Raw genomic sequence first — 12368 nt, forward strand, 5'->3', positions numbered from 1 at the left:
CATTACCTAATTTGCCTATATTTTTAACCGCTAAAAGTCTTATTTGGTGGTGTTCGTGTTTGAGTAAATCTATTAAAAAATTTCCATTAAAATTTTTAGGTAAGAAGCCCAAATTTTCCAAAATAAACGCAATACTTCCACTATCTTGTTGTTTATCAACAAGATACCCTAAATCTCCATTTCCGTTGTTTTTGAGTTCTGTAATTAGTTCCTTTGTAAGCATTTCCGACACTTTTATATGTGCTTGCAAGTTACAAATTTCTTGGGACATTGAGGTTATCAGTTTTCGTCCTTTGTTGTTGTTTTTTTCTTAAAATATCAGCCAACGTCCTGCAGCTTGGCGTAGTGGCGGATTTTTAGCACAAAAGTTCAATCGAAGCACTGCACTTGAGCGTACCACAAAACTGTCATACGAAGCACTGCACCCGCCATTACGCCAAGCCGCTGTTAGCTGCTGCCCTTCTGTCTTTCGTGTTGATTGTCTGTCGGTTGTGCGGTGGGACAGACACACTCTTTGCCAAGTTTTGGTCGGTGCGTTGGCTGGTGCGACTTGGCAATGTGTGTGGCTGTTGAGCGTTGGCATTTCTATTCGTTTAATGTGTTTTCTAATGTCGTTTTAAATTCGTTTTCGTTATTGTAATTGTAGAACGGAACGGCTGTTATCAAATAGGTGTCCGTGTGGATTTTGATTGTCTTTTGTTCTGCTCTGATTTCATTTAAAAAGTCTTCTTTCCACTTGTCGTGTCTTTTTAAATGCTCTCCTTTAGGTTCTATGAAAACCTGAAAAGTCATTTGTTCACCGTCACGTTGTTTGCAGAACAATAAAAAGTCTGGTTCAAAAGCTCGTCCAAGTTTGTCGAAGATTTTAATTTCTCTTTCGTTTCGGATTAAGTAAATGTTTTCAAACTTCTGATTCAGTCCTTTAAATCGTCTTGAAAACAGTTCTACAAATTTCTTTTCTTCACTTGTTCCGTAGTTGGCATTGTAAACATACCAAGGCTCGTTGGCTACCAAAGTTTCTTGTCCGTCTGCTCGTTCACTGTCTTTGTAAACTTTGATTTCTTTGTCTTTGAAAACTTTATGTATCCGCTCTCCGATATAATCTGAGCCCTCGTATTCTGTCGAATTGCTTTTAATATCTGCTTCAATATTTTGCAGCAGTCCGTTTAATGCTTGCAAATAATCGAAGTGGGTTATTTCTTTCAGTCGGTTTGCTGTTCCGCTAAATGTGATTTCCAAACCTGCTAAATAGTCTGTGCTGTCAATAAAATTGGAAAGCGAATCAATATGTGGAAAGTAACGTGATAAATTATCGAAGTAGTAAAACGGATTTTGACTTAGAGCGAACCGGATTATGTTTTTTGGAATGTCAGTAAGTTTTACATCTTTTGTTTTTATTACTTCATCATTTGATTGAGTGGGCTCTAATTCAAAAAATGCACTTGACATCATTCCCACTCCCGAAGATAAAGTATGACGATAGTTTGTTTTCTTTACGCCTAAATCGGTAAACGATTTTATGTTATCAAAACTTTTTGGGATTTTCTTATTGTAAAAGACGTGTCCGTTCTTGTAAAAATCGGTGCCTTTAAAATCTAATTTTAGTGTTAGCTGTTTGGTCACAAGATTTTCTTCATCTTCGTAAATCCCCGATTCTACAAGTGCTTTTTTCAATTCTGAAATATAACGGCTATCTTCTTTGGTGTGGTAATACAATTCTTCTAATGTTTTCAAATCATTAGAAATATCATTATCAAATTTCCTGGTGTATTTGTCTTGTCCTTCTTCTAAGGCAAACGGAAAATACCTTGCACCACGACCAATTAGCTGTGCTTCTGAAAGTGTGGTTTTTCCTGGCTTTCCGTCTTTGCCGTCTCGGTCTTCGTAAAGACGAACAATATCAAACAAATTCAAAACGTCCCAGCCTTCGTTCAGCTTTTGAACGGCAAAAACAGCACGGATTGGATTGTTTTCATCTTCCAAAGTATTGAGCAATATTTGGTTTTGCTCGGCTTCTGCATCGTTGTTGGCACTCAAACAGTTTTCCGGTTTAAAATTGGCTTGTATGCGTTTTACAATTTCGTTGGCTGAAATGCCTTTGGCTTCAAAAAAGCGGAAAGCCTTTTGAACGATTGGCACGGTAGAAGTTTTTTTGATTTTTTCTACCATTGCTACTGAAAAATCATCAATGAATTTGTGAAAGTTTTCCTTGTTCTGCTCCGATTCTTTGATTGTTCTTTTAGCTTTAAATAAAATTACGGGCTTCAAATTGATATTGTTTGAAGTGGCCAATTCCTGACGATACAGGTTTAAAATCAAGGCTTGTATGATACGGTCTTGCTCATCATACAAGGAACGAATCAGATTTATTTCTTTGGAATAACCGTCTAATCTAAATTGAGCAAGGTCGTATTTAAAAATTACTTTGTCTTGATAATGGTTTACTAATTCTGCCGTATCTGTGTCAATGGTTGCGGTAAATTCAAGAAGGATGTTATCAAAATTGGATTCGTGAATTTTTTTTACCGTGTCTTCCCAACTGCCAAACAAATTTCCTGATTTTGTTCCTGCTACCAAGTGGTGGGCTTCATCAGCTATCAAAACCAATTTTTTGTCCTTAAAATCTTCGTAGGTTACGCTGTTTTCTTTCGTGTTGTTCAGGTCAATATGAAGTTGTTGAATGGTGGTAAACTTGATATTGATATTCTGATTGTCGGCTTCTTCAAAGTTGCCAACCTCTTTGATGAGGACTTCTTTTCCGTCAATCACAATTTTGTTGTTGAACAAATATTTTGATGCCTGCGAATTCAGAAAATTGTCTTTGGTTTTCTGAATGATATTATTGCTGTTTACAAAAAACAAAAAGTTACGGTAGCCTTTTTGGTAAAGGTGCAACATCAAACCAGCCATTATCAAAGTTTTTCCGCTACCTGTTGCCATATTGTAAAGCAAGTGATAAGGCTTTCTTGGCTTTTCTTCTAAATCTTCCTGGTCTAAGTATATGTATCGCTTGAATGCTTCAATCTGATAAGGTCGCTGACCAAATCCGGGCTTTAAATTGTCGCTAATCCAATTAGGCACATCAACCTGTGCTAATGCTCGTTTAGCAAATGGATTATTGAATATTTCGTATAAAAATGCCATTACTTTTTCAATTTTTTAATGCTTGTATTCATTGCTACTGAAAATTTTGTTGTCAGGTGTTCCTTGACAGGTTACTTCATCCTATAAAAATCTTTGGTTACTTTCTTTTCTTCTTCGGTGCACGCAAAGTCGGTATCATTGAGAGAAGATAGATTTACATACAATTGGTTTTTGTCCAATAGTTCGCAAAGGTGTTGTTTTTGCTCTGCAAGGCTAAGGGTTTTAAATTCTTCCAAATGTTCGTTTTGTTTTTTAATGTCAACATTGTAATTCAGGAAGCTTTTGGCTTTCATTTGTTCCCAAATCTGCAAAAGTGTTTTAGTGTCTTTGGCTTCTTCTATTTGCTCTATGAAAGTTTGGTTGTATTTTTTGAGTTCCAGATAGACAAATTCTCCGCCACCTTTCCATTGAACATCTTCTTCTGTTGATATTCCAGAATTATCGCCATTAATAACATTTTTTAATCTTACTACACTATCATTTTCTCCGTAATTCAATTGTTCAACGCCAATAAATTGCCTTTTCATTTTATGAGCTACAGCGGCAGTAGTTCCGCTACCTAAATGATAATCTAACACAACATCCCCTTCATTGGTTATCATTTTTATTAACCTATAAAGAATTTTTTCAGGCTTCTTACCATTGCTTAATTTTACACCACCTTCTTCTGCAATTGCACCTGTAGTTTTAATATCTTGCCAAAAATCACAAGGATTCTTAAAAATATTGGAGTCTGCGAATATTACCTGTAAACGTGGCTGCTTTGTTTCTCTATTAAAATCTGTTATGTAGAAAAATAACACCCCCTTTTTAGAAACGGCCGCTGCAATATCTTGTTTTGGGACTTTATCTAAACTTTTTACTAATGTGGCAAGGCTTGAAGAACCTGCTGTTTTAATGATTCTGTAACTGTTCTTAAATAGCCATTCGCTTTTCTCATCTTCATTTTCAAATTCAAGGTCTTTTAACTTTGTCGCTAATGATATTTTCTTTGCTTTTTTCAAAATTTCATTGGCCTTGTTGACATCCGTCTGGTCATTAATTTCTTTTGCTTCAAGTTCAATTAGTTCAGAACGCTGCTCTTCTGTTAAATCTTCAATGAAAATATTATTCTCTGGATCCCATTCCTTTTGTTCGTATTTATCAACAGTAATAAACCCTTTGAAATTAGGCATTTTATACATCAAGATAAATTCCTTTAATTTTGGAAATCTACCTTTTGCGTGGTTCATTTTGACACCACTGGCTTCACTCATTTTAACAGCTACATTATTTAAAAAACGATTTTCAAAGACTTCATCCATCAAAATTTTCAGGTATGCGTTTTCATTATCATCACATTGAACACATATAATTCCGTCCTTTGATAATAGTGTTTTAGCTGCATAAAGCCTGTTTCTCATAAATGTAAGCCACGTAGACCGATTAAAACTATCATTGTAACCGAAAGAGTCATTTCCAGTATTATACGGCGGGTCTATGTAAATCAGTTTTACTTTTCCTGCAAATTCTTCTTTCAGTGTGTGCAATGCCAAAAGGTTATTGCCTTTTATAATCAAATTGTCGGTTATGGTATCTTCAGGTAAACCACGTTTTCTGTTCAGCTCAGCATCCCGCTTAAAACCATTAAAGGGGTGTTCACCGTCTTTATCAATGCGTTTTGCATTGGTCAAAACCTTTGGCTCTAAGAGTTGAGTAATTTCATCTTGTGCTAAAATTTCATTAAAAAATATTTCTTCCCTTTTTTGTTCCTCTTTGGTTTGTCCGCCTTCCAGAATGCAATCTTTAAATGGCCAAACTAAAGCTACTTCATTGCGTTGTTTAAAGTATTTGCCGTCAATGGTTAAGCCAACTTTGTTTTTGTATTTGGTGTAGCTGTCGTTCAGGTAGTTTTTCTGTTCCAGAAATTCTATAAACAGGTTTTGTTTTAATACCAGTACATCTTTTACCTTAACAAAGAATTTTTCTTTCAGCGTTTCATTTGCCAAAAGCAATTCAATCAATTCTTCGTCAAAATTCTGTGCTTTGTTCAGCACCACCCACTTTTTCAACTCTCCGTTGTCTGTTACGAAGTTGGGTTCTTTCTTGAGTTGCTGCTCTAATGTTTCAAATAATTTCATTTATCTTCTTTCAAATTATTTAATCGTCAAATTTACTTTTTATTGTCGGTTCTTTTGTCTGAGCGTTGGCAAAAAAATGGCTCTTTTGGTTTTTTGAGCGTTGGCTCGTGTGTCGGGAAAAACCAAATCCCGCCAAGTCGGGACAAGTTGTGCCATTTTGCGGGTGGGCTTTATTGTCGTCTGTCTGTTTGTTAATTTTTGCACTGTTGTTGTCTTTTAGGGTTGCAGCTAACATCTGGATAAACGCAACCCTTGCGTTTATTTTTAAAAACTTGCGTTTATTTCCGCTTTATCAGCAGGCTTATCCAACATGATAAAACTCTCCGCAATGATTTCTGTTACGTATTTTTTATTCCCTTCCTTATCTTCATAAGAGCGGGTTTTGATTTTCCCTTCCAAATAAATCGTACTGCCTTTCTTCAGATACTTCCCCGCCAAGTCTGCCAGACTTCGCCAAGCTACTATACTGTGCCATTCTGTTAGACTATGGGTTTCTCCTTTGTCGTCTTTGTAGCTCTCAGTAGTAGCCAAGGAAAATTTAGCCACTGTGATACCTCCTTCCAACGTCTGCTCCTCAGGGTCTTTGCCTAAGTTTCCTATCAGCATCACTTTGTTAAGTCCACGCATCTACGATTATTTTTTGTAAATTAAAAAATAAATTTTTTAATTTACAAATTATCTAACGGACTTTTTATTTGGTCAAAGCCCTTGTTTGTTACGTGTGTATAAACTTCTGTGGTTTTCGTACTTTCATGTCCCAATAAAACCTGAATATAACGCAAATCAGTGCCATTTTCCAAGAGATGCGTTGCAAAACTATGGCGTAAGGTATGCACCTTACTTTCTTTTTTATACCTACTTTTTTATATATTTCGTAACTATTTAAATACTTACAAAATTAATAAAAAGTTTGTATGTTTCTGCTATGAAATTAACTGACGACATAGAAAGTTTACAAAGCCTGTTGCAGAGGTGCTTGCCAAGTTAGCTGTTCTGAAAGAGGAGAATAGCAAGCTCCGCATGGAGAATGCCCAATTGCGACCCGAGAACGCTGAGTTGCGTAGGCGTTTGGACATGAACTCTGGCAATAGCCATAAACCTCCCAGCAGTGATGGCTATAAGAAAAAGAAAATAGTCGCCTTACCCAAACATGTAGGTCGTGTGTGGCAGGACAATTACATGGGTTTGATATGGTTTGTAATCAGTCATGGTGTTATATTTTTGTGCATATCAAAAGGGGGAAAAAGGCATTAGCAAGTCAAGCGTCCTTATTCCCTTTCTTACGGGGCTATGTGGTGCATGATTGCTGGGCAAGCTATTTTGGCTTTGATACTTGCAAACACGCCCTTTGCCATGCACATCTATTACGAGAGTTAAAGGCAGTCAGGCGAACGAGGGAAGCCCTCTGCACGGGGTAGAAGTATTTGCTCGCTTGCAAGGGGTAATGACCACGCTGAGAAAATAAGGGCTAAACCTATTGCAAACTTTGCTTGATATCAATGCAAAAATCAATGTGCAATTAAGGACTACCTAAATAGTTACTTTTTTTTGGTAATATCTTTTTCTATGTGCAAGTAGTGCTTAAAAAGACTTGTCTTACACATAAAACTTTGTGTTTGCTTTGTTTTCTAACTCCTTCACTATCTTTCTCACTGTTTGCCTTTGCTGGTTTGGCTTGATAGAGAACTAACAATAAACTGCTCATCTGCTCTGCTCACTGACTATCTTGCTGGCTCAATGTCCGCAACTCTTGTAAAAATGTGGGCATAGGGCATGCAACAAGCAATTATAATCTTGCAAGTACCGAAATAGTTACGATACTTTAAAACAAAAGAGGTTACATGTAAAACTATGTAACCTCTTTTGTTTTTTTAATTACTTAAAAATCAACACCTTACATAATGGAGCTGGGGGGAGTCGAACCCCCGTCCAAACATGGCAACTCATCATGCTTTCTACACGTTTAGTTCTTGTTAGTTGTCGGGAAAAGTCAGGTCAAGAACGCACCAAAACCTTTCCTTAGTTGCGGTGGACTTAGGCAAGCATCACAACCCTACTTACCGCAGTTCTGTAGATGACCTTCTATACGCCTAACAGACAGAACGGGCTATTAGGCAGAAGGCAAGCCGTTTAATTTATCCTAAATTAAGCAGCAAGAGCGAAAGAAGTTTCGCCATTTATGGTTTGTGAGTTTTATTTACGGGTAATGCTCACGACACCCGACGTGCTTACATGGAACTACTCACGCTGTCAAAACCAGTCAGCCCCAAGTGATTTTTTTTACAAAAGGGAAGCAAAATTAGTTCATTTTCATATAAAAAACAAGTTTTGATAGAGATGTCCTGCGAAAATCTTTATTTTTGTAGCATTATTTGTCAAAATGTTTTATGCCTATTTTACCACCAAAAGAATTAAAACCGCCTTTTTACTATCTGGGAAATGCACATTTGCAAACTATTGTCCCAAGTCTTTTTAGAAAAGTCAATGGAGTAGTGTACGAAAGAGAGCGAATCAATACACCAGATGGAGATTTCTTAGACTTGGACTGGGCATGGGCAGAGCAACAAGAAAAAGTCAATGGCTCTCTATCCTCCAACAAGGTCAAGCCAAGTAAAAAACTCCTCATCGTTTCGCATGGCTTAGAAGGCAGTGCAGACAGGCACTATGTCAAAGGACTTATCAAAGTAATGAATAAAGAAGGCTGGGACGGCTTGGGTTGGAACTGTCGCAGTTGCAGTGGCGAGCTGAACAGACTGCCCAGATTTTACCATCACGGCGATACACCTGATTTGGATTTGGTAGTACAGCATGCTTTAAAAAGATTTGGTTATCAGACTATTGCTTTGGCAGGTTTTAGCATGGGGGGAAGCATGACGCTGAAATACTTTGGAGAAAGAGGAGAAAATATCTTACCTCAAATCAAAAAAGGAGTAGCTTTTTCCGTTCCTTGCGATTTAGCCGCTTGCAGTGATGAACTTTCCAAGTCAAGTAAGATGTTCTATACCAAGCGTTTTCTCAAGAAACTTAACAAAAAAATTATAGAAAAGGCAAAACTGATGCCTGAGAAAATTTCTGCTGAACCTATCAAAAATATTCGTGTTTTCAGAGATTTTGATAATGCCTACTCCTCTCAACTGCATGGATTTAAAGATGCAGACGACTACTACTCCCAAGCAAGTTCAATTAATTATTTGCATGGGATTCGCAAACCTGTACTACTGATAAATACTTTGAACGACCCCTTTCTTACACCATCGTGCTTCCCAAAAGAAATAGCTGAAAATCACCCATTTTTACACTTAGAAATGCCTTTACAAGGAGGGCATGTAGGTTTTCAGTGTTCAGGGCAAAGAGAAACTTACGCAGAGTTGCGAGCCAGAGAATGGCTAAGCAATTTATAAATATTTCCAACACTTTCAACGTAAACAGAGTTTATATCGTATCTTTTCTAAAAACACAGTCGCCCATGAAAAAAATACTTACTTTCTTCCACTTATTTTGTCTGATTACTCCTGTTTTTGCCCAGAATTTTTCTTTTAGCCTCGAGCAGAATGTAAAAATAAATGTCAATGGAGTAGATTTGGCTTTCCCTTGGACAGGGGGCTTTAACTCCGCACAGGTTTCTACTATTGACTTGAACGGCGATAATCAGCAAGATGTAATGATTTTTGACCGCACAAACTACAAAGTAAGTACTTTTTTGAACCGGAACGGAAAATTAGTCTATGCTCCTGATTATGAGGTGGCTTTTCCTGCTATGGAAAATTGGTGTTTGCTCATCGACTATGACAATGACGGAAGAAAAGATATTTTTACGGCTACCCGAGCAGGGATTCGGGTGTATAGAAATGTTACTGAACGAGGACAAAGCCTTACCTTTAGGCTTTTCAAAGATGCTCTTTCCGTCAAAAGCACTACGGGAAATATGCTTAGGTTACTACCTGATTTGACCGATATTCCTGCGATTGCTGACATAGATAATGATGGGGACGTAGATGTGCTAAACTTTATTCCTTTAACAGGACAGTCCATAGAATGGAGTAAAAACTTCAGCATGGAGAGATACAACCGCCCTGATAGCTTGGAATTTGAGAAAGTAACCTTGCAATGGGGTAATCTTTACGAATGTAGTAATTGCAATGAGTATTTTTTTGGCACGGTGAATTGTAGAGTGGAGCAGGTAGAACACTCAGGGCATGCCATGACAGTTTTAGACCTGAACGGCGATAATGTCAAAGATTTTTTACTTTCAGATGTAAACTGCACAGGTGTAGTGGCTTTTACTAACAAAGGCACGCCAACTAATCCTGTTTTTGATAGCTTCATGCCTAATTTCCCCCCTGATTTTCCTGTGAATATGGTTTCTTTCCCTGCTACTTTTTACGAAGATGTGGACGGCGATGGAGTAAAAGATTTGTTAGTAAGCCCTAACCAATTCTTTAACGAAGGCAATCGCATAGATTTCACTAATTCTATTTGGTTTTACAAGAACATAGGTACAAACAATCGTCCTAATTTTATATTCCAAAAAAACAACTTTTTCCAAGACCAAACCATTGACTTAGGGGAATTTGCCAGACCTGTTTTTGCAGATTACGATGCTGACGGCGATTTGGACTTATTTGTCAGCAATGGCGGTCAAGCGATTAACGGCGAGCCTTTTAGGGCAAAGATTTTTCTTTTTGAAAATGTAGGCTCTCAGGAAAATCCTTCTTTTCGCTTGGTGAATAACGATTATGCTAACTTTTCTCAACTTGACTTGCGTTTTTTGAAAATTACCTTTGCAGACCTCAACGCCGACGGTTCTTTGGATTTGGCTTTTACGGCAGTGAACAATACAAATAGTCAAACCTCACTTCGTTATGTACTAAATACCGCTCCTAATAATCAAAGATTTAACTTCAATATCAATCATATACTTACTCTCAATTTGCCCAATCTTATTCCTTTTGACGAGCCTCTATTCTTGGATATTGATGGGGATAAAGACCCAGATTTGTTGCTGGGACGTTTTCAAGGCGGTTTGTTTTTATTTGAGAATACAGGCAATTTGACTTTTTCGCTTCGTAACCAAAGCGTGGGAGGCATCGCTGATGATTTTAATAAGAGGGCATTGAGCATTGCAGTTGCAGATTTTAATAAAAACAATAAAGCAGATTTGGTAACAGGCGACCGCTCAGGAAAGCTAAACATTTATACGGACTTCACTGAAAGGCTTAGTGGAACATGGACTGCCAGCCCTGACCTTGTATTCAATGAGTTACAAAATAGAAATGTGGCTTACAATTTTGGTAGAGAAGTTTTCCCTGCGGCTTACGGTGATGACATTGTGGTAGGACTGACAGGTGGCGGCTTACAGTTTTTAAAAAATAAAGGTGTAGTAAATGCAGTAGAGAAAAGTGAACTTTTTTCCTTTCAGTTCAATATTTTCCCCAATCCAAGCTATGATAACATCGCTATTCTATGCGATAAAGTTGGGAAAATAGCCATTTTTAATTTGCTTGGGATTCAAGTAATAGACGAACAGAAAATCACGCCTCAAAGTCCTTTGGAGATAAACCTCAAAAACTTTCCGCAAGGGGGCTATATCATTACTTTTATTGGGGAAGGTGGAGAAAAAGCAATGAGAAAGTTAGTAAGACAGTAGAGTAATCAGGAGAAGCAGAACTGTTATTTGTATTTTTATTTAATAAGCCCTACATTTGTTTTATTAATTTAAAATATTATGAGAAAGTTATTCTATGCCTTGTTTTTTTCTATTCTTTTGCTAACATCATGTCAAAAGAATCAAACCTCCCAACAAACAAAAGAAACCCCTTCTCAGACTGTAAGTTTAAAAATAAATGATGCGGATATTCTCCACCAAAGCGTAAAAGCCTTGAGTGCTGTCATCATCGAGGATATATTTGTCCCTCCTGTATCGAGCCGTATTTATGCCTATGCAACCTTAGCTGCTTATGAAGCCCTGCGTAATGAATACCCTGATTATCAGTCTATAACTGCACAGTTGAATGGTTTTGAGCCTATGCCTGCCCCAGAACCGAGCAAGCAATATGCTTTTGTCATAGCAAGTATTAGGGCTTTTTTTACAGTAGGCAAAGGTTTGATTCACTCTCCTCAGGAATTGGAAAAATATGAAAATCAACTTTACAATCAGTTAAAACCTCAAATCGCTTCAGAAGAAGTTTTCAAAAATTCTATAGAATTTGGCAATGCCGTAGCAGAGGTATTTAAAAAACGAATCACCAAAGATAATTACAAAGAAACCAGAGGTATGGAGCGATACACACCTTTGAAAGGAGAACAATACTGGCAACCTACCGCTCCTGCTTACATGGACGCTGTAGAGCCTTTCTGGAATAAAATTCTACCTTTTTCCTTAGAAAAAACTGACCAATTTAAGCCAGAACAGCCTTATCCGTTTAGCTTAGACAAGAAAAGCCCGTTTTACAAAGAAACCATAGAAGTTTACGAGGTAGGTAAAAATTTGACGCAGGAGCAGAAAATCATTGCTACCTTTTGGGATAATAACCCTTTTGAAATGAAATATGAAGGGCATTTAGAATATGCAGTAAAAAAAATCTCCCCCGGCGGGCATTGGATTCAGATTACTTCCCTTGTCGCACAAGCCACTCAAGCAAACCTTATGCAAACCGCAGAGAGTTATGCTTTGGTAGCAGTAGCCTTAGCCGACGGGTTTATTAGCTGTTGGGACGAGAAATACAGAAGCAATTATGTTAGACCTCAAACAGTCATAGAAAAGCATATTGACGATAAGTGGACACCTTATATTCAAACTCCCCCCTTCCCCGAATACACAAGTGGGCATAGCGTAATCTCTCACTCAGCAGCTACCGTACTGACCAAACTTTATGGAGAAAACTTTGCTTTTACAGATTCTACCCAGACCGAATATGGACTTCCTCCTCGCTCCTTCAAATCTTTTTTAGAAGCTTCTGGGGAAGCCTCTATGAGTCGTCTTTACGGCGGGATTCACTTCCGCAAAGCCTTAGAAAAAGGAGGTGAGCAGGGTATCAAAGTGGGTACTTGGGTCATGGAAAAAGTAAAAACCAAGAAAACAGCTTTAGCAAAAAAAGACTAAAA

The 12368-nt window shown here is 37.6% G+C and carries 10 protein-coding genes, 1 other RNA gene and 2 pseudogenes; 5 read left to right on the plus strand and 8 right to left on the minus strand.

Going from position 1 to position 12368, the window contains the following annotated elements:
• The 7 genes and pseudogenes from BM141_RS19110 to BM141_RS19135 all read right to left on the minus strand — a co-directional run.
• A partial coding sequence (locus BM141_RS19110; protein WP_221407714.1) for a hypothetical protein occupies positions 1–271 on the minus strand: 271 nt, incomplete at its 3' end.
• A 160-nt stretch (positions 272–431) separates the two neighbouring features.
• Positions 432–557, minus strand: a complete 126-nt coding sequence (locus tag BM141_RS23690) for a hypothetical protein (RefSeq protein ID WP_262509467.1) — start codon at positions 555–557, stop codon at positions 432–434.
• Positions 558–585: 28 nt separating this feature from the next.
• Positions 586–3144 carry a DEAD/DEAH box helicase family protein gene (locus BM141_RS19115; protein WP_091549070.1) on the minus strand — a complete coding sequence of 853 codons (2559 nt, stop codon included), beginning with the start codon at positions 3142–3144 and terminating at the stop codon, positions 586–588.
• Between the two features lie 71 nt (positions 3145–3215).
• Complete coding sequence (locus BM141_RS19120) at positions 3216–5264, minus strand: DNA methyltransferase (RefSeq protein ID WP_091549071.1); 2049 nt, start codon at positions 5262–5264, stop codon at positions 3216–3218.
• Positions 5265–5283: 19 nt separating this feature from the next.
• The gene (locus BM141_RS23470) at positions 5284–5499 is read right to left on the minus strand and encodes a hypothetical protein (protein ID WP_091549072.1); all 216 of its coding nucleotides are present in this window, start codon (positions 5497–5499) and stop codon (positions 5284–5286) included.
• A 29-nt stretch (positions 5500–5528) separates the two neighbouring features.
• Positions 5529–5891: a single-stranded DNA-binding protein gene (locus BM141_RS19130; protein ID WP_091549073.1), complete on the minus strand. Its 363-nt coding sequence runs from the start codon at positions 5889–5891 to the stop codon at positions 5529–5531.
• A gap of 41 nt (positions 5892–5932) precedes the next feature.
• Positions 5933–6103 (minus strand): annotated as a pseudogene (locus BM141_RS19135) (tyrosine-type recombinase/integrase); the annotation flags it as partial.
• A gap of 133 nt (positions 6104–6236) precedes the next feature.
• Between BM141_RS19135 and BM141_RS23810 the strand changes: the two are divergent.
• Positions 6237–6518: a DUF6444 domain-containing protein gene (locus BM141_RS23810; RefSeq protein WP_177217460.1), complete on the plus strand. Its 282-nt coding sequence runs from the start codon at positions 6237–6239 to the stop codon at positions 6516–6518.
• Positions 6455–6595, plus strand: a pseudogene (locus tag BM141_RS23815) (hypothetical protein); the annotation flags it as partial. The gene BM141_RS23810 and the pseudogene BM141_RS23815, both read left to right, overlap by 64 nt.
• A 568-nt stretch (positions 6596–7163) precedes the next feature.
• Here the strand turns inward: BM141_RS23815 and ssrA are convergent.
• Positions 7164–7532, minus strand: a transfer-messenger RNA (tmRNA) gene (gene ssrA / locus BM141_RS19145).
• Between the two features lie 119 nt (positions 7533–7651).
• Here ssrA and BM141_RS19150 point away from each other — a divergent pair.
• The 3 genes from BM141_RS19150 (at position 7652) to BM141_RS19160 (ending at position 12366) form a co-directional block, all read left to right on the plus strand.
• A complete protein-coding gene (locus BM141_RS19150; protein ID WP_091549076.1) occupies positions 7652–8665 on the plus strand; it encodes a YheT family hydrolase in 1014 nt (337 codons plus the stop codon).
• 65 nt (positions 8666–8730) lie between these two features.
• The gene (locus BM141_RS19155) at positions 8731–10911 is read left to right on the plus strand and encodes an FG-GAP-like repeat-containing protein (protein WP_177217462.1); all 2181 of its coding nucleotides are present in this window, start codon (positions 8731–8733) and stop codon (positions 10909–10911) included.
• A 78-nt stretch (positions 10912–10989) separates the two neighbouring features.
• Positions 10990–12366 (plus strand): vanadium-dependent haloperoxidase, encoded by a 1377-nt coding sequence (locus BM141_RS19160; protein WP_091549078.1) that lies wholly within the window; start codon positions 10990–10992, stop codon positions 12364–12366.
• Positions 12367–12368 lie beyond the last annotated feature (2 nt).

Source organism: Thermoflexibacter ruber (assembly GCF_900113045.1).
Taxonomy (GTDB): domain Bacteria; phylum Bacteroidota; class Bacteroidia; order Cytophagales; family Thermoflexibacteraceae; genus Thermoflexibacter; species Thermoflexibacter ruber.